Source organism: Segeticoccus sp., assembly GCF_035708005.1.
Genome location: NZ_DASSTI010000074.1, coordinates 19,160 through 36,924 on the forward strand (window position 1 = coordinate 19,160; position 17,765 = coordinate 36,924).

The following is a 17,765-nucleotide window of genomic DNA, read 5'->3' on the forward strand; positions in this document are numbered from 1 at the left end:
ACCTCTCGTGCTTGACTGTTGTCACTGGCGACAACGGCCCGCGGGCACCGGAACACCCGGAGTCCACGGGCCTGACACCGCACAACCGCCGGGACGCCGCCCGCGGCGCCCACGACGAAGGAAGGCTGACGTGACCACTGCTCTGGCTCCCTCTCTGACCGCAGTCGACCGTTGCGATCGCTGTGGTGCCCAGGCCTACGTCCGCGCCCGCCTCAACGCGGGGGGCGAGCTGCTGTTCTGTGCGCACCACGCCCGTGAGCACCTTGCCCGACTGCGCCCCCTGGCCGCCGAGATCCACGACGAGACCGACCGCCTGCACGAGACCCCTGTCAGCGCCCCCACCGAGGAGCGCTGAGCGCGGGCCACCCGCCACCACGGCTGCTGACGCCGGCGACGACCACACTCAGGACCCGCTGAGGAGCTGACGGTGGACGTTGTCGTCTGGGCCTCCGGGGCACTGATCCTCCTGGGCCTGGCCGGCATCGTCATCCCGCTCCTGCCCGGACTGGGGCTGGTCCTCGCCGGCGTCCTGCTGTGGGCCATCGAGCAGCAGAGCGTCCTGGGGTGGTCGGTGATGGGCGCTGCCGTGGTGCTGGCCCTGGCCGGCAAGGTGGTCGAGTACCTCGTGCCCGGGCGGCGGATGCGCGCCGCCGGCGTGCCGACCGCGACGCTGCTCGCCGGGGCGGCGCTCGCCGTCGTGGGCTTCTTCGTGGTCCCGGTGGTGGGTCTGGTCCTCGGGTTCGTGCTCGGGGTCTACCTCACCGAGCTCGCCCGCCGCGGCGGCCACGGGCCGGCGTGGGCGGCAACCAAGCACGCGCTGCACGCGGTCGTGCTCAGTGCGGGGATCGAACTGGCCACCGGCGCGCTGATCGCGGCGTTGTGGGTGGCGTCGGTCGTGCTGGGTTAGGCCTGGGTTAGGCCGTGCTGGGTTAGCGCGCTGGGCGGCCTACCAGCCGCCGCCGCCCTGGTCGTGGCGGCGGTCCCAGCGCTGCTCCATGCGCTGCATGAACGTGCCGTGACTACCGGACCCGCGGCGGCCGCGGCCGCCGCCCTTGCTCTTGCGGCGGTCCTTCGCCCTGGCCTTGGGCTGGGGCGGCGGGGCCACCGTGCCGTCCTCGCGGACGGTGCCGAGGTGGGGACGGCGCCCCGGGGGGGTGATCGCCCACACGGCGCCGGCGACCATGATGACGAAGCCGACGGCCCCGAGCCAGATCATCGAGCTCATCACGCCCAGCACGACGAGCACGAGGCCGACGATGCCGGCGATGACGCCGATCGCGATGCGCTGGTGCAGGCGGTGTCGGGCCACGGAGCCGACCATGTGCGAGGCAAACTTGGGGTCCTCGGCATACAGCGCTTGTTCCATCTGCTCCAGCAGATGTTGCTCGTGCTCAGAGAGTGGCACTTCGACCTCCCGACCCCGGGCTCTTACGTCCATGTCAACAGCTACCTTCAGGATAGGTCGCTGGGGCGTCGAAGGGTAGCCGGAGTTGGCCCCCCGAGGCCAGAGGAGGGCAGGTAACGGGCGGTCTGAGCGCCCACCAGGCTGGCCGGCCGGACCGCCCCGGCCCCGAACCGGGCACTGGCCCGGTCGACCGCGAGGTCCGCGTCCCGCCACCCGTGCTCCGGCTCGTCGAGCAGCCCCTGGACGGGTGCGGTACGGGCCTCGACCAGTCCCTCCAGCCGCACCCCGACCAGTCGCAGCCGCGCCCGTTGCAGGCCGAGCCCGTCGAACAGGCCGCGCGCCACGGCATAGAGCTCCCGACTCACGTCGGTGGGGTCGCGCAGGGTGCGCGACCGGGTCAGCGTGGTGAAGTCCGCGAAGCGCACCTTGAGCGTGACGGTGCGTCCCACGAGGCCGGCGGCTCGCGCCCGGGCCGCGGTCCGGTCGCTCAGCTTGAGCAGGTGCCGGTGGATGACGGCCGCGTCATCGAGGTCGTGGGGGAAGGTCTCGTCGGAGCCGATGCTGCGTTGTCTCGCGGCTCCTACGACGTCGCCGCTGTGCTGTCTCGCGGCTCCTACGACGTCGCCGCTGTGCTGGCGCACCATCCGCTCCCCCGGCCGATCGTCCCGGCCCCAGGCCAGGGCGTGCAGGTGCGGGCCGAGCCGCTCCCCCAGCGCCCGACGCAAGGTCCCCACCGGGGTGTGGGCAAGGTCACCGATGGTGCGCAGGCCCAGCCGGACCAGCACCTCCTCCGTGCGGTCACCGACACCCCAGAGCGCGGCAACCGGCAGCTGGTGCAGGAAAGTGACCACCTCGGCCGCCGGCACGACGAGCAGCCCGTCCGGCTTGGCCAGGCCGGAGGCGATCTTGGCGACGAGCTTGGTGGGGGCGACCCCGACCGAACAGGTGATCCCCTGCTCGTCGGCGATGGTGTCGCGGATGGCCTGCGCGATCTCCGTCGGCCGCCCGAGCCGCCGGGCGGCCCCGGAGACGTCGAGGAAGGCCTCGTCGAGGGACAGTGGCTCCACCTTCGGGGTGACCTCGGCGAACACGGCCATGACCGCCCGGGAGATCCGCTGGTAGCGGTCGTGGTCCGGAGGGATCACCGTGGCGCGGGGGCACAGCCGGCGCGCCCGGGCCATCGGCATGGCGGAGGTGACGCCGTGGGCACGGGCCTCGTAGGAGGCCGACAGCACGACCCCCCGGTTACCGCCGCCGATGATCACCGGGGTGCCGACCAGCTCGGGATGGCTCAGCAGCGAGGCGGAGGCATAGAAGGCGTCCATGTCGACGTGCAGGACCGAGCAGCCGTTGTCGGCCACCGGTCCGGTGTCCGCCGGTGCCGGTGACCACTGCGGGAGGGCGAACTGACGACGGCTCATCACACCCCTCACTGTCCGGAGCTGCCGGGGCTGGCGTGCCACAGCTTGCGCGGTGGACGCCCGAAGCGCACCGAGTCGCCGGCCGGCGCCACGTCGGCGTAGGGCGACTGGCGGAAGCCGGAGGCGTGCACCAGCACCCGGTGCCCGTCCGGGCGGGTCATCACCGGTCGGGTGGAGCGGGACGCGGCCGCCCCCGCCACGGCCGCGTGGTCGCCCTCGGCCACGGCCAGCCCCTCCTCGGCGCGGGCCTGTGCCAGCGCGTCGGCCTCGGCCAGCGCCGCCAGCGCCGCCTCGGTGCCACCCCGGCACCAGGCGTCCCACAGCCCCGACAGCTCCCAGGCCCCGGTCGCCCGGACCGAGATGCCGCGCGGACCGGTGCGCCGCACCACCCCGCGCACGAGCAGCATCCAGGAGTGGAACACCGTGGCGGCGTAGGGCCCCTGCACGTCCTCGAAGAAGGTCGCATCGACCGGCCCGGTCGCGTCGTCGAGGGTGAGGAAGACGACCCGCCGTCCGGAGCGCACCGGCGGGGTCTGGGTCGCGACCTTGACCCCGGCGACCAGCACCTCCGCGCGGTTGCGCTGCTGCAGCAGCCGTGCCGAGCGGGTGACGCCCAGGGCCTCGAGCAGCGGGGCGTAGAAGTCGACGACGTGGGCGCTGGCGTCGAGGCCGAGGATGTCGAGCTCGGCCCGAACCAGCTCGGGCCCGGTCAGCTCCGGCAGCCCGGTCGTTGCGGTGAGCGTCGGCTCGTCCCCCAGGTCGAGGGTGAGCTGGGTGGGGCCGACCTGCGGGCCGCGCCCCGGCCGGCGACCCCGTGCCTGGGCCGCGGCCCGGCCGGCCACCTCCTGCACCGACGGCGGCGCCGACCGCGGCCTCCCCCGCGCTGCACGCGCCGAGGGTCGGGTCGCCCGGGACCACCGGTCGAGCTCGGCGACGTGCAGCAGCAGGTCCCGTCGGGTGATCCGGCCGCGCCGCCCCAGACCCTCCCCAGCGGCACCGGCCGAGCCGAAGGACCGGATGCCGTAGAGGTCGTCGAACCCCCCGGCCATCGCGAGCCGTTCGACGACCGGTCGGCTGACCCGGGCGCGCTGCCAGAAGTCGGCCAGGCTCGCGTAGGGCTGGCCGTCGATGATGCGGTGCACCTCGTCGTCGCTGATTCCCTTGACGTCCGCGAGCGACAGCCGTATGCCGTGCACCGGCGGCCCGCTGGCGGTCACCTCAGCCACCTCCACCACCTCGACGCGGTAGGTGTCGGCCGAGGCGTTGACGTCGAGGCCGAGCACGGCGACGCCGAAGTTCCGAGCGTCGTCGAGGATCAGGCGCTTGGGGTACATGCCCGGGTCGTGGGTGAGCACCCCGGCGAAGAAGGCCGCCGGGTGGTGGGCCTTGAGCCACGCCGACTGGTAGGTCGGCAGCGCGAACGCGGCGGCGTGCGCCTTGCAGAACCCGAACGAGGCGAAGGCCTTGAGGACCGACCAGATCCGGTCGACGTCCGCGGGTGAGTAGCCGCGGGCCCGGGCCGCGGGGCGCCACCAGCGCTCCACCTCCTCCTGGCCCTCCGGGGACCCGAGGGCCCGGCGCACCTCGTCGGCCTGCGCCAACGTCACGCCGGTGGTCTCGCTGACGATCCGCAGCACCTGCTCGTGGAACACGACGACGCCGTGGGTGTCCTGCAGGGCCGGGACGAGGGTGGGGTGGAGGTACTCCGGAGGGCGCCACCCCTGCCGGGCGTGCAGGAACGGGGTGACCATGTCGGACTTCACCGGCCCGGGCCGGAACAGCGAGATGTCGATGATGAGGTCCTCGAAGGTCTCCGGGCCGAACTTGCCGACCAGCTCCCGCTGCCCGGGTGACTCGATCTGGAAGCAGCCGAGGGTGCGGGTGGACCGGATCAGCTCGAAGGTCGCCGGGTCGTCGAGGGGCACCTGGTCGCGGTCGTCGAGGTCGACCTCGGCCTGCTCGACCCGGGCGACCTCCGCGGTCGCGTGGGCCATGGCGGACTGCATCCGCACCCCGAGGACGTCGAGCTTGAGCAGCCCGAGGGCCTCGACGTCGTCCTTGTCGAACTGGCTCATCGGGAAGCCGAGCCAGCTGGCCTCCACCGGGGTGCGGTCGAGCAGCTGCTGGTTGGACAGGACCACCCCGCACGGGTGCAGGGCGAGGTGGCGCGGCAGTCCGTCGAGCCGCTCCACCAGCTCGAACAGCAGCTGCAACCGTGGTGCCGCCAGCCCGCTGGCCCGCAGCTCGGGCAGCTCCCGGATGGCGGCCCGGGCGTCCCGGGCGCGGATGTGCGGGAACGCCTTGGCCACGGCGTCGATCTCGGCCGGCGGCATGCCCAGCGTGGCGGCGACGTCCCGGATCGCGTGCCGCACCCGGTAGGTGTCCCGCATCGACACGCAGGTCACCCGGTCCCCGCCGAAGCGTTCGAGGATCCGCTCGTAGATCTCGGTGCGCCGGGCCGACTCCACGTCGACGTCGATGTCGGGCAGCTGCGCCCGCAGCGGGGAGCAGAACCGCTCCATGAGCAGGCCGTGCCGCAGCGGCTCGACCCCGCTGATGCCGAGCAGGTAGTTGACCATGCTGCCCGCGCCGGACCCGCGCGCGGCGACCCGCACGCCCAGGTCGCGGATCAGGTCGCACACCGTGGCCACGGTCATGAAGTAGGTCGGGTAGCCGAGCCGGGCGATGACCTGCAGCTCCTCCTCGAGCCGGTCCTGCGCCGCCTGCACCTGCCGGTCGGGCGCGCCGGCGTAGCGGGTGCCGACGGCTGCCCGGCACCGCTGGGCGAGGACGGCCTGGGCATCCGCGTCGTCGGCCAGACCGAGCACCGCCGGCTCGGGCAGGTGCACCGAGCCGATGCCGAGGTCGGCCCGGGGGTCCTGCTCACAGTGCCGGGCCAGCGCCACCGTGTCCGCGAGCAGCGCGCGGGCCCGCCCCTCCGGTGAGACGGGTCCGCGCCCGCCCACGGGACCCGTGGACTCCCCGGACCCCGTGCTCCCGAGGGCGTCGGCGACCTGTCGTGCGACGGCGGCCATCTGCTCGGCGGAGGCGAGGTGGCCGGCGGAGGTGACCCGGTCGAGGTGCCGGGGGTCGAGGGGAACCATGCGGCGGGCCGCGTCGAGCACGTCGACGGTCACCGCCCCAGCGGGGTCGGCGTGGCGGACGGCGGCGGTGAGCACCACCGGCACCCCCTCCTCGCGGGCCAGGCCCCACAGGCGCGCGGCATGCCCCACGCTCGCCACGGTGCCCGGCGGACCGCCGTGGCAGACCAGCTCCACGACGAGGGCGCCGGCCGGCAGCCGGTCGCGCCACCGCCGCAGCAGCGCCCGGGCGTGGTCGAACCGGCGCTGCAGGACGGCCCGCCCCATTTCGGAGTCCGGACCGAGGAGCACTGTCAGCGCGCTGCCGTCATCGCTGCCAGCACCCAGCCGGGCCCGTTCGGCGATGAGCCGGCCGGTGCTGACCGGGGTGCCCCGCTCCCCGCGCAGGTGGGTGTCGGTGACCAGCCGGCACAACCGGGCCCAGCCCACCCCGGGCGCGAGCCCGGCGGCCCGTCCCCGGGCGAGCACCGTCACCCGGGGACGGCTGTCGTCGACCCAGGCGCCGCCCCGGACCGGCTGGCTGCGCGGCCGGCGTCCCGGTCCGGAACGGGGATGGCCAGCAGCAGGGCCGAGTAGCTCGTCAGCCCCGGGCGGTCCCAGTGCGGCCTCCGGCTCGACGGCGAGGTCGACGCCCAGCACGGGGGCGATGCCCGCGTCGGTGCATGCCTGGACGAAGCGCACCGCTCCGTAGAGCCCGTCGCGGTCGGTGAGGGCCAGGGCGGGTTGGCCCAGCGCCACGGCCCGTTCGACGAGCGCGGCCGGGGTGGAGGCGGCGTAACGCATCGAGAAGCCCGAGGCGACGTGGAGGTGGACGAAGTCGGTCATGGAGTGCCGTCGTGGGTGGGTCGGTCGGTCACGGAGGTGCGAGCGGTGCGCGGGCCGGTCGGCAGGAACCGTCAGCCCCGGTGCCCCGGGCAGGTGGGTGCGACGAAGTCCGGGAGCGGCTGGGCCATCGGCAGCCCGAGCGCTGCCTGGACCAGCTCGTGGAACGCCTCCGCCTGCCGCAGCAGGTCGTCGGCCTCGCGACTGGAGATCCGGGCCGTGCCGCGCTCGATGGCCGCCCGCCGCCGGGCCGAGCCGTCGAAGAAGGCGGCCCACTCGGCCAGCTCGGAGGCCACCGTGGGCAGCAGCCGCCAGACGTTGCGGGGTCGGCCCCGCCGGCCGGCCACCTCACGGGTGGCGAGCAGGGCGGCCGCGGCTCGCAGGGCACCGAGGTGGGCGGCGACGTAGCGCTCGTCGGCGGTGGTGCTGCAGCAGGCCTCGAGCAGGCTCGCCCGGGACCGGTCGAGCAGCTCGAGGGTGGTCGCCGCGACGGGCGCCCGGGGGCTCGAGAGCGTGGGAGTGGTCGCAGAGCCAGTCGTAGTCGTGGTCGTAGTCGTGGTCGTGGTCGCGGTCGTCATGGGTTCCTCCTGAGTGGTCGCTGAAGTGGTCGTTGAGGTGGTCGCTGAGTGATCGATCGGCGGTCTGACGAGGTCACGAGGCGTGGCCACGAGCCGGGGTGGGCTGGGCGTCTCGCGCGCAGGGGTCAGTCGGCGACCCGGACCAGCCGCCACTGGTCGGCGTCGGGCCGGTCCCCGAGGGACTCCCGGGTCAGGTCGTAGACGCCGGTGCCACAGGCCCGTCCGGCGCTGGCGGCCACCCGCCAGACCTGCTGCTCGAGGCCGGCCCCCAGGACGGTGCCGAGCGCCGTGCCGGGCTGTCTGCCGGGCCCACCGGCAGGGTCGTCACTCGGGTCGCCGGGGTCGCCGGCCTCGAGCGCGTCGCGCCACCACGCCCGTCGCTCGGACCAGTGGTCGAGCACCTCCCGGACGACGTAGAGCCGCCCCCGCCAGACGAAGGCGGACGGGCGCAGGGCCTGCGGTGTGACTTCCGCCCGGACCTGCACGGTGTCGTGGTAACGACGTGTCATGGTTCCTCCCCACAGCTGACCGACGACGTCGGACGCGACCCCGATCGGGTCCTCCGCCGAGGGCCGTCCGGCCGACGTTGATCGAATCTTTGTTCGATAGAACGAATGTACCCCTCGCCACGGACATCTCGTCAAGCGGACGGCCTCCCGCGGAGCGCGTGACGGATCGGACCCGGACTGACTACCGTTTGGTCATGTCAGCCGACCCGGCCGCGCGTGACCTCCTCACCGGGGAGTCCGTGCAACGCGTCGCCTCGCTGCTGCGGGAGTTCGGTGTGCGCGGCCAGGTCGTCGCCCTCAGCTCCAGCGCCCGGACCGCCCGGGACGCCGCCAGCACGCTCGGGGTCGAGGTCGCCCAGATCGCCAGCTCCCTGGTCTTCCGCTCGCACCGCGCCGACGGCACCGAGGTGCCCGTGCTCGTGCTCACCTCCGGCGCGCACCGGGTCGACACCGTGAAGGTGGCCGCCGCCCTGGAGGTCGATGAGCTGGCCCTGGCCGACGCGGCCTACGTGCGGCGGCAGACCGGCTTCGCGATCGGCGGCGTCGCCCCCGTCGGCCACCTCGTGCCGATGCTCACCGTCGTCGACGTCTCCCTCGGTCGGTACGCCACGGTGTGGGCTGCCGCCGGGCACCCGCACGCCGTCTTCCCCACCTCCTACGACGAGCTGCTGCGCATCACCGGCGGCACCGCCACCGAGGTCGCCTGAGCCGGCCCGGCCGAACCTGAGCCGGCCGATCTGAGTACCTGCGCGGATGTGCCGCGGCGGCCGCCCACGCCAGCATGGGCGCGGCGCAGGGGTCGCCTCGCGCGGGCACGGGCCGGCCACCGGGTCCTGGGAGGGGAGGGCCTGGCTCCGGCCGTGCCCGCGAGCGAGCGCCCCGAAGACGCCTCGCCGACGCCTCGCCCGGCTCACGGCGAACCGCGAGCCGAACCCGCCGGGACCGGTCAGGACGCGAGGTTGGCGTGCACCTCGAGTGTCGCGGTCGATCGGTTCATCGTGTAGAAGTGCAGCCCCGGAGCCCCCTCGGCGAGCAGGTCACGGGACAGCTCGGTGGCGATCTCCACCCCGACCGCGCGCAGGGCCGTCGGGTCGTCGGCCACCGGCTCCAGGCGGCGCACCACCGCCTCGGGCAGCGGGGTCCCGGCCAGCTCGGCCATCCGCCGGACCTGCTTGAAGCTGGTCACCGGCATCAGGCCGGGGATGATCGGCAGGTCCCGCCCGCGCGCGGCGACCCGGTCGCGCAGCCGGACGTAGCTCGCCACGTCGAAGACGAACTGCGACACGGCGAACTCCGCTCCCGCGTCGGCCTTGCGCACGAGGACCTCGGCGTCGTGGTCCAGGCTCGGCGACTCGGGGTGCCGGTCGGGGAAGGCCGCGACCCCCACGGTGAAGCTGCCCAGGGACCGGACCAGCGCCACGAGGGCGTCGGCGTGGTCGAGCCCCTCGGGGTGCGCCCGCCAGGGCGCGCCCGGGCCGTCCGGCGGGTCCCCGCGGAGCGCGAGCACGTTGCGCACGCCCGCGCCGGCATACTGCCCGATGACCTGGCGCAGCTCGGTGACGGAGGCACCGACACAGGTCAGGTGCGCCATCGGGGTGAGGGTGGTCTCCTGCGCGATCCGCTCGGTCACCCGCACGGTGCGGTCGCGAGTGGTGCCGCCGGCACCGTAGGTCACCGAGACGAAGGTGGGGCGCACCTGCTCCAGGCGCCGGATGGCGGTCCACAGCGCCGCCTCCCCCGCGTCGTCCTTGGGCGGGAAGAACTCGAAGCTGTAGGAGGTCCCCTCCCCGGCGAGCACCTCGGGGATCGAACGCTGCCCCGGCAGGGTGCGGGGCATGGTGGACGAGGTGCCGAGGGCCATACCTCCCAGCCTAGGCGAGGGCCGGCACCGTAGGCTCGAGGCAGCCACCATCTGGGAGGACCGCGTGACCCCGCCTGACCCGTCGTCCGACACGGTCGGCACAGCCGTCGACCTGGACCGCGTGCGCGCGCGTGTGCAGGCGGCGCTGGACGCCGAGCTGGCCGCCCAGCGACGCGTGCTGGCCGAGATCGGTGACGACGTCATGCCCCTCATCGACGCCGTCGCCTCCCTCGTGCGGGGCGGCAAGCGGCTGCGTGCGCTGTTCCTGCACCTGGGCTACCTCAGCGCGGGCGGAGCCGACAGCGACGCCCTGGTCCGCGCGGCCTGCGCGATGGAGATGTTCCAGGCGGCGGCGCTGATCCACGACGACGTCATGGACGACAGCGACACCCGGCGCGGCATGCCGGCCGCGCACCGGCGCCTGGCCCACCAGCACGACCGCAGCGGCTGGGCCGGCGACCCCGACCGGTTCGGCGTGGCGGGCGCGATCCTCGCCGGCGACCTGTGCCTCACGTGGGCCGACCGGCTCTACGCCACCAGCGGGCTGTCCGCCGCCGAGCTGGAGCGGGGACGGGAGTGGTTCGACCGGATGCGCACCCAGCTCATGGGTGGGCAGTTCCTCGACGTGCTGGAGTCCGCCCGCGGCTGGGCGGACCTGTCCACCGGTGAGCGGATCGACAGCGCGCGGCGGGTGATCCGGTTCAAGAGCGCGAAGTACACCATCGAGTACCCCCTGCTCATCGGCGCCCACGCCGCCGGGCTGGGCGAGGAGGGACTCGCCTCGCTGTCCGCCTACGGCCTGGCCCTCGGCGAGGCCTTCCAGCTGCGCGATGACGTCCTCGGCGTCTTCGGCGACCCGCAGGTCACGGGCAAGCCGGCCGGCGACGACCTGCGTGAGGGCAAACGCACCGTCCTGGTGGCCCACGCGGTCGCGGGCGCGGACGAGCAGGCCGCCAAGGAGTTCGCGGCCGGCTTCGGCCGGCCCGACCTGGACGAGGGCGGCGTCGACCGGCTGCGGGCCGTCATCGTCGACTCCGGCGCCCTGGCCCGCACCGAGCAGCTGATCAGCGAGCAGGCGGCGACCGCCCGCGCGGCGCTCGCCGAGGACTCCCTCGCCGCCGCCGGCCGGCGCGGCCTCGAGGCCCTGGTCGGCCTGTGCACCGACCGCACGACGTGAGCTCGGCCGGTCTTCGCGACGCACCTGCCACCTCCCCGCGTCGGGTCGTCGTGGTCGGCGCCGGGCTGGCCGGCCTGTCGGCCGCGCTGCACCTGGCGGGGCGCGGGTGCGAGGTGACCGTCCTGGAGCGCGAACCCGCGGTCGGCGGGCGCGCCGGGCGGACCGTGCTGCCGGCCCCGGGCGGGGGCAGCTACCACCTGGACACCGGCCCCACGGTGCTCACCATGCCCGAGCTCGTGCACTCCGGCTTCGCGGCCGTCGGCGAGGACCCCGACCGCTGGCTCACCCTGCACCGGCTCGACCCCGCCTACCGTGCCCAGTTCGCCGACGGCACCTCGCTGCTCGCCACCAGCAACGTCCCGGAGATGGCCGACCGCATCGGCCGCCTCGCCGGCGCCGACCAGGCCCGTGGCTACCTGCGCTACGTCGACCACGTCACGCGCCTCTACCACCTCGAGATCGACCAGTTCATCGCCCGCAACTTCGACTCGCCGCGGGACCTGCTCACCGGCTCGCTGGCGAAGATCGCCCTGTTGCGCGGGTTCTCGCGCCTCGCGCCGGTCGTCGGGCGGTACTTCTCGGACGAGCGGCTGCAGCGGTTGTTCAGCTTCCAGGCGATGTATGCCGGCCTCTCCCCCGAGCGGGCCCTCGCCCTCTACGCCGTGATCAGCTACATGGACCTGGTGGCCGGCGTCTTCTACCCCGAGGGCGGCATGCACGCCGTGCCGGACGCGATGGCCCGCGCCGCGGCGGCGCACGGCGTGCAGGTGTGCTGCGACACCGCCGTCGCCGGCACCCGCTGGCGCGGCGAGCGCGTCACCGAGGTGGTCGCCGCCGACGGTCGCGTGTGGTCCTGCGACGCGCTGGTCGTGACCACCGACGAGCCGGTCACCCGCGAGATCCTCGGCGCCCGAGGGTGGTTCGCCCGCCGGGTCGCCCGGCGCAGACTGCGCCACTCCCCCTCCTGCGTGGTGCTCGCCGCGGGCGTCCGGCGCACCTGGCCGGGGGCGGCCCACCACACGATCCAGTTCGGGCGGGCCTGGTCCACCGTGTTCGACGACCTCGACCACGGGCTGCTCATGCGGGACCCGTCCTTCCTGGTCTCGCTGCCGACCACGACCGACCCGGGACTGGCCCCCGAAGGTGCGAGCTCGGCATACGCGCTGTTCCCGGCACCGAACCTGACGGCCGGGGCGAGCCTGGACTGGGAGTCGCTGCGCGAGCCCTATCGCGACCACCTGGTCCGGGCGGTCGAGCGAGCCGGGTTCGCGGGGTTCGGCGCGGCCGTCGACGCCGAGGTGCTGCTGACGCCGCGGGACTGGGCCGCGCGCGGGTTGGCCGCCGGCACGCCGTTCGCGGCGGCGCACACGTTCACCCAGACCGGGCCGTTCCGCACCCCCAACGTCGTGGCCGACAACGTCGTGCTCGCCGGCTCCTCCACGGTGCCCGGCGTCGGGGTGCCGATGGTGCTCATCAGCGGCCGGCTCGCGGCCGACCGTGTGACCGGCCCGGTGCCGCCTCGACGCGCGCGGGTGCGGTGGTGAGCGCTCCGCACGAGCGGCGGCGCCCGCAGCGGGAGGAGGAGCTCGCCGCGGCCTACGAGCACTGCCGCCGGATCCACGCCCGGCACGGCCGCACCTACTACCTGGCCACACGCCTGCTCCCCCGGGAACGCCGCCGGCACGTGTGGGCGCTCTACGCGTTCGCGCGGGTCGCCGACGAGCTGGTCGACGGCGTCCGCCAGCCCGACCCCGCGGCCGTCACGGAGTGGAACCGGCACGCGCTCGCGGTGCTGCGGCGCGACCTGCCCCCGGAGCCGTCGTCGGACCCGGTGCTCGCGGCGACCTGGCACACGCTGCGCCGCTACGGCCACGACCCGGACCTGGTCGCCGAGTTCCTGCACTCGATGGCGATGGACCTCACGGTGACCCGCTACCCGACGTGGGCGGACCTGCGCGGCTACATGCGCGGCAGCGCGGCCGTGATCGGGGAGCTCATGGCGCCCGTGCTCGGCGCCCCGCCGGAGGCACTCCCCGCCGCCGGCGCGCTCGGGGAGGCGTTCCAGCTCACCAACTTCGTCCGCGACGTGGCCGAGGACCTGCGGCGCGGCCGGATCTACCTGCCCGGGGAGGACCTGCAGCGCTACGGCGTCGACGAGGACGAGCTCGCCACCGCCGCACGCACGGGGCGGCCGAGCCGGCCGGTGCGCACGCTGGTGCTCTTCGAGGCGCAGCGGGCCCGCGACCTCTACCGCGCGGCCGCTCCCGGCCTGGCTCAGGTGGACGACGTGAGCCGGCCCTGCCTCCGTGCGGCGTTCACGCTCTACCAGCAGATCCTCGACCTCGTCGAGCAGGCCGACGGCAACGTCTTCGCCCAGCGCCTGGTGGTTCCCCGGCGCGACCGTGCCCGGGTCGTCACCCGGATCCTCGCCGGTGCCACGCGAACTCGGCTCACTCCTCCTCGGCGCGGGGCCGCAGGCGTGCCCACCAGGCGCAGCTGAGCAGCACCAGGGCGAAGCCGAACCCGAGGTCCTCCACCGGCGCCCAGAAGAATCGCCCGTCCCCGACGAAGGTGATGTGGCCGGTGCCGATGATCGCCGCCGACGCGTAGCGGACGATGCCACGCCCGGTCAGCCACCCGTTGGTGAGCAGCTGGAAGAACAGCACGATGCCGTAGGCGATCCACCAGCTCGCCGTGGTCACCAGCCGGGTCCGCAGCACCACGAGGTCCATGACGAGGGCGGCCGGCACCGCGAGCGCGGCGAGCACGGTGTAGGTCATCGTCGCCCCCGCGGGGCGCGGCGGCGGTCCTCGCCACCGGCGCGCGGGCGGCGCGAGCGCAGTGCCCGGACCGCCTCGTGGGTGAGGATGCCGGCCAGCGGGATGACGACGAAGAACGCGATCTCCTCGACCGGCAGCCCCAGCACCCGCGGCGGCAGCGTCTGGGCCGGGTCGAACCACCAGTGGTGCGTGGCCGTGGCCCACCAGTCCCACACGAGGAACGGCAGGGCGGCCGCCGCGATGGCGAGCAGCAGCCGCAGCGGGTGCCGCAGGACGCCCAGGCGGTATGCCGGCACGAGCCACAGCGTGCCCAGCAGGCACGAGGCCAACATGGCCGCGTAGGACCAGTGGGACAGCCCCATCGCCGCTGGCTCCGGCGTCAGAGGGCGAGCTCGGCGGCGCGCCGGCGGATCTCCGTCTTGTGGCCGGCGTGCAGGGCGTCGATGGGGGCACCGGGGACGGGCAGGGTCTCGTCGGTGGTGAACAGCCACGCCACGACCTGCTCGTCGCTCATTCCGCCGTCGGACAGGACGGTGATCGTGCCGCGCAGGGCGGGCAGCGGCCCCTCGTCGGTGAGGAACCGGGCCGGCACCCGCTGGGCGCGGTGCTCCCCGATGCGCAGCGCGACCAGGTCCCGGTCGTCGAGCATCCGGCGCACCCGGCTCAGCGGGACGCCGAGCCGCTCGGCGACGTCCGGCACGGTGAGCCAGTCCCCGACGAGGTCGTGCAGTCGGGTCAGGTCGAGGTCGTCGTCAGCCACGACAGCAGCCTGCCAGACGCGACCACGCTCGCCGGACGGCACCGGGACAGCGCCCCGGTGACCGGCCGGATCACGAAGAGGTCACGGCGCGGTTCCCCCCATTGGCCCCGGTCCCCGTGTACGTTGCCCAGCCATGAGTCCCGTTGTCGACCTGCCGCCCCCTCCCAGTGAGGTCACGCTGCACGCCGGCGCGTTCATGCGCACGCGGGCGCCCCACGGCTGGACCACGCACGTGGTCCGCCCCGGCGAGACGCTCTTCGGCATCGCCCTGCGCTACCACACGTCCACCCAGGCGCTCGTGGCCAAGAACGGGTTGGCCAACGGCGGGCGGATCCTGCTGCCCGGATCCCACCTCAAGGTCCCCCGCACGAAGGCGCCCCGGCACCACGCGGCGCCGCGCCACCACGCGAAGGCGAAGCGCAAGCGCGCCGCGCACCGGCGGGTGCACAAGCGACCGGCTCGCCACGTCCGGATCGTGGTGGTGCAGCCGGGTGCGACGGTCAGCGGCATCGCGCTGCGCTACCACACCACGTGGGTGGCCATCCTCAAGGCGAACGGCATGAGCAGTGCCCGCCAGCTCTGGGCCGGGCAGCGGCTGCGCGTGCCGGTCTCCGGCCACGCCCGGGCGACCGCGCACCACCCGAAGCGCCACCGCGCCCATCCCCAGAGGGCGCACCGCACGAAGGCCCCACACCGCAAGGCCCGCCGCACGCGCGTCATCACGGTCCGCGCGGGCGAGACGCTCAGCGGCATCGCCGTACGCACCGGCACCTCCTGGCAGGCGCTCGCCCGGCTCAACGGCATCACCGACCCCCGTCACCTGTGGGCCGGCCAGCGGCTGCGCGTGCCGGGCAGCGCCGGGCAGTCCAGCCGGTCGGTGCACCGGTCGGCACCCAAGCGCACGCACCACAAGAAGCGCCCTGCCCGCACCCGCCACAACACCTTCGCGGGCCGCACCTACCCCAACGCCGTGGTCCGCTCGGCCGAGGCCAACCGGCGCTGGCTGGCCCGCCACGCCGCCCCGAGCCGCAGCCAGGTCCGGTCGATGATCATCTCCACCGCCCGTCGGCACGGCGTCGACCCGAAGCTCGCGCTCGCGGTGGGTTACCTGGAGTCGGGCTGGAACCAGCGGATGGTGTCGGTCGCCAACGCGATCGGGACGATGCAGATCATCCCGAGCACCGGGCAGTGGGCCTCGCAGATGAGCGGGCGGCACCTGAACCTGCTGCGCGCCCAGGACAACATCACCGCCGGCGTCGTCCTGCTGCGGTCCCTGACCCGCAGCGCCGACAACGAGCGGCAGGCGATCGCCGGCTACTACCAGGGCCTGGCCGGGGTGCGCCAGAACGGCATGTATGCCGACACCCGCCAGTACGTCCGCAACGTCCTCTACCTGAAGTCCCGGATGTAGGGCGCGTCGCGCCTCCCCGGGCACCCCAGAGCCGCTCCTTACACTCGTTGCCGTGAGTGCCGCGACCGCCCCCTCCCTCGTCGACCGGGTGATCGACGGGCGCTACCGCGTGCGCTCCCACCTCGCCGACGGTGGCATGGCCTCGGTCTACGTGGCCGTCGACGAACGCCTCGAGCGTGAGGTGGCGCTGAAGGTGATGCGCCCCGACCTGGCCCGGGACGAGGAGTTCGTCAGCCGGTTCCGGCGGGAGGCGCGCGCGGCGGCCCGGCTGGGTCACCCGAACGTGGTCGCGGTCTACGACCAGGGCAACGACGAGGGCTACGTCTTCCTGGCCATGGAGCTGGTCACGGGCCGCACCCTGCGGCAGGTGCTCTCGGCGGACGGCCCGCTGACGCCCCGGGCCGCGCTGGACGTGCTGGAGTCGGTGCTGCAGGCCCTCGCCGCGGCCCACCGGGCCGGCATCATCCACCGCGACGTGAAGCCCGAGAACGTCCTCCTCGGCGACGACGGGGTGGTCAAGGTCGCCGACTTCGGGCTGGCCCGTGCCGTCACCACCGCGACGCGCACGTCGCACACCGACGTCCTGCTCGGCACCGCCGCCTACCTCTCGCCCGAGCAGGTCGAGCGCGGGATCGCCGACGCCCGCAGCGACGTCTACGCCGCCGGGCTGCTGCTCTTCGAGATGCTCACCGGCCGCAAGGCCTTCCCCGGCGACAGCCCCATCCACGTCGCCTACCAGCACGTCCACGGCACCGTGCCGACTCCCTCCGACCTGCTGCCGGTGCCCCGCGAGCTGGATGCGCTCGTGGCCCTGGCCACCGCCCGCGACCCTGACCACCGCCCGGCCGACGCCGCCGCGCTGCTGCAGCAGGTGCGCCGCTCCCGGGCCGTGCTCGAGCCCGCCGAGCTCGACCGCCGCCCCGCTCCCGGCGAGGGGCCCGGCGACACCTCGGTGCACACCGTCGCCATCGGCAACGACACCAAGGCGCTCCCGGGCAGCGCGGCGCCGGCCCCGCCCCCACCTGGGGCACCGGACGGCCGGAGCCGGCGCCGGCGCCCGCCCGCGTTGGTCGCGGCGGTGCTGGTGGTCGCGCTCGTCGCCGGTGGCGCCTGGTGGTTCCTGCTCGGTCCCGGCGCCCGGACGACGGTGCCGGCCCTCGCCGGCAAGTCGCGGGCCCAGGCGGTCGCCGCCCTCGACCGCGCCCACCTCGACGCCCACGTGCACGACGTGTTCAGCGAGCACACCGCCCGCGGCCGCGTCGTCACCAGCGAGCCCGGCTCGGGGCAGCAGCTGCACCGCGGCAGCGCGGTGGACGTGGCGCTGTCCAAGGGCCCCCAACGCTTCCGGGTGCCCGACCTCGCCGGGCGGACCCAGCAGCAGGCCGTCCAGCTGCTCACCCACCGGCACCTGACCGTCGGCCAGGTCACCGAGCAGTATGACGAACACGTGCCGGCCGGGCAGGTGGTCACCTCCTCCCCCGGCACCGGCCGGCCGCTCAAGCGCGGCACCGCCGTCTCGCTGGTCGTCAGCAAGGGCCAGCAGCCCATCCCCGTGCCCTCCGTCGTCGGCAAGAGCCAGGACGACGCCGTCGCCGCGCTCAAGGACGCCGGCTTCGCCCCGAAGGTCGCGGGCCAGGCGTTCAGCGACAGCGTGCCCCAGGGCGCGGTGGTCAGCCAGGACCCGGCCGACGGCACCCTGCACCGCGGCGACCCGGTCCAGCTGACGATCTCCAAGGGACCCCAGCTGTTCCCGGTGCCCGACGTCACCTTCAAGAACGAGGACACCGCCAAGCAGATCCTGCAGGACGCCGGGTTCTCGGTGCAGGTGAAGACGTTCCTCGGGGGCGTGCTGCACGTGGTGCGGTTGCAGGACCCCTCGCCGGGCACCAAGGTCCCGCACGGGACCACCATCACCATCACCGTCATCTGAGCCGGCTGCC

General features: G+C 74.6%; 17 protein-coding genes. 8 read left to right on the forward strand and 9 right to left on the reverse strand.

The annotated features are described in order from the left end of the window. The first annotated feature begins 130 nt into the window (after window positions 1-130). Entirely contained in the window at window positions 131-355 is a 225-nt protein-coding gene (locus VFL99_RS08110; protein WP_325105833.1) for a DUF7455 domain-containing protein, read from the forward strand. Window positions 356-427: 72 nt separating this feature from the next. After that, window positions 428-907 carry a DUF456 domain-containing protein gene (locus tag VFL99_RS08115; RefSeq protein WP_325105834.1) on the forward strand — a complete coding sequence of 160 codons (480 nt, stop codon included), beginning with the start codon at window positions 428-430 and terminating at the stop codon, window positions 905-907. A 39-nt stretch (window positions 908-946) separates the two neighbouring features. On the opposite strand, the gene VFL99_RS08120 is transcribed toward VFL99_RS08115, so the two are convergent. From VFL99_RS08120 to VFL99_RS08140, 5 genes are all read right to left on the reverse strand, one after another. Further along, a complete protein-coding gene (locus VFL99_RS08120) occupies window positions 947-1,405 on the reverse strand; it encodes a DUF3040 domain-containing protein (RefSeq protein WP_325105835.1) in 459 nt (152 codons plus the stop codon). Between the two features lie 47 nt (window positions 1,406-1,452). Continuing rightward, the gene (gene dinB, locus VFL99_RS08125; protein WP_325105836.1) at window positions 1,453-2,826 is read right to left on the reverse strand and encodes a DNA polymerase IV; all 1,374 of its coding nucleotides are present in this window, start codon (window positions 2,824-2,826) and stop codon (window positions 1,453-1,455) included. An 8-nt stretch (window positions 2,827-2,834) separates the two neighbouring features. Further along, entirely contained in the window at window positions 2,835-6,752 is a 3,918-nt protein-coding gene (locus tag VFL99_RS08130; protein WP_325105837.1) for a DNA polymerase III subunit alpha, read from the reverse strand. Window positions 6,753-6,823: 71 nt separating this feature from the next. Next, window positions 6,824-7,327: an SAV_6107 family HEPN domain-containing protein gene (locus VFL99_RS08135; protein WP_325105838.1), complete on the reverse strand. Its 504-nt coding sequence runs from the start codon at window positions 7,325-7,327 to the stop codon at window positions 6,824-6,826. 125 nt (window positions 7,328-7,452) lie between these two features. Continuing rightward, window positions 7,453-7,836, reverse strand: coding sequence for a DUF6504 family protein (locus tag VFL99_RS08140; RefSeq protein ID WP_325105839.1), 384 nt, complete (start codon window positions 7,834-7,836; stop codon window positions 7,453-7,455). A gap of 194 nt (window positions 7,837-8,030) precedes the next feature. Between VFL99_RS08140 and VFL99_RS08145 the strand changes: the two genes are divergently transcribed. Continuing rightward, entirely contained in the window at window positions 8,031-8,543 is a 513-nt protein-coding gene (locus tag VFL99_RS08145) for a YbaK/EbsC family protein (protein ID WP_325105840.1), read from the forward strand. Window positions 8,544-8,782: 239 nt separating this feature from the next. On the opposite strand, the gene metF is transcribed toward VFL99_RS08145, so the two are convergent. Beyond that, window positions 8,783-9,697, reverse strand: coding sequence for a methylenetetrahydrofolate reductase [NAD(P)H] (metF, locus tag VFL99_RS08150; RefSeq protein ID WP_325105841.1), 915 nt, complete (start codon window positions 9,695-9,697; stop codon window positions 8,783-8,785). Window positions 9,698-9,761: 64 nt separating this feature from the next. Here metF and VFL99_RS08155 point away from each other — a divergent pair, with 64 nt between their 5' ends. From VFL99_RS08155 to VFL99_RS08165, 3 genes are read left to right on the forward strand one after another with little or no spacing between them, the layout of a single operon-like run. Continuing rightward, entirely contained in the window at window positions 9,762-10,874 is a 1,113-nt protein-coding gene (locus VFL99_RS08155) for a polyprenyl synthetase family protein (protein WP_325105842.1), read from the forward strand. Next, window positions 10,853-12,418: a phytoene desaturase family protein gene (gene crtI / locus VFL99_RS08160; protein ID WP_325105843.1), complete on the forward strand. Its 1,566-nt coding sequence runs from the start codon at window positions 10,853-10,855 to the stop codon at window positions 12,416-12,418. Before VFL99_RS08155 ends, crtI begins: the two co-directional genes overlap by 22 nt. Beyond that, on the forward strand, window positions 12,415-13,374 hold the full coding sequence (locus VFL99_RS08165; RefSeq protein ID WP_325105844.1) for a phytoene/squalene synthase family protein: 960 nt from the start codon (window positions 12,415-12,417) through the stop codon (window positions 13,372-13,374). The genes crtI and VFL99_RS08165 overlap by 4 nt, the downstream gene beginning before the upstream one ends. Here VFL99_RS08165 and VFL99_RS08170 read toward each other — a convergent pair. The 3 genes from VFL99_RS08170 to VFL99_RS08180 are packed head-to-tail and all read right to left on the reverse strand — an operon-like array spanning window position 13,325 to window position 14,414. Beyond that, window positions 13,325-13,654 (reverse strand): lycopene cyclase domain-containing protein, encoded by a 330-nt coding sequence (locus VFL99_RS08170; protein WP_325105845.1) that lies wholly within the window; start codon window positions 13,652-13,654, stop codon window positions 13,325-13,327. The two genes, VFL99_RS08165 and VFL99_RS08170, sit on opposite strands and share 50 nt — an antisense overlap. Further along, entirely contained in the window at window positions 13,651-14,016 is a 366-nt protein-coding gene (locus VFL99_RS08175) for a lycopene cyclase domain-containing protein (protein WP_325105846.1), read from the reverse strand. The genes VFL99_RS08170 and VFL99_RS08175 overlap by 4 nt, the downstream gene beginning before the upstream one ends. A 17-nt stretch (window positions 14,017-14,033) precedes the next feature. Continuing rightward, entirely contained in the window at window positions 14,034-14,414 is a 381-nt protein-coding gene (locus VFL99_RS08180; protein ID WP_325105847.1) for an Rv2175c family DNA-binding protein, read from the reverse strand. A 133-nt stretch (window positions 14,415-14,547) separates the two neighbouring features. On the opposite strand from VFL99_RS08180, the gene VFL99_RS08185 reads away from it, so the two are divergent. Next, the gene (locus tag VFL99_RS08185) at window positions 14,548-15,825 is read left to right on the forward strand and encodes a LysM peptidoglycan-binding domain-containing protein (protein ID WP_325105848.1); all 1,278 of its coding nucleotides are present in this window, start codon (window positions 14,548-14,550) and stop codon (window positions 15,823-15,825) included. 52 nt (window positions 15,826-15,877) lie between these two features. Then, on the forward strand, window positions 15,878-17,755 hold the full coding sequence (gene pknB, locus VFL99_RS08190; protein WP_325105849.1) for a Stk1 family PASTA domain-containing Ser/Thr kinase: 1,878 nt from the start codon (window positions 15,878-15,880) through the stop codon (window positions 17,753-17,755). Window positions 17,756-17,765 lie beyond the last annotated feature (10 nt).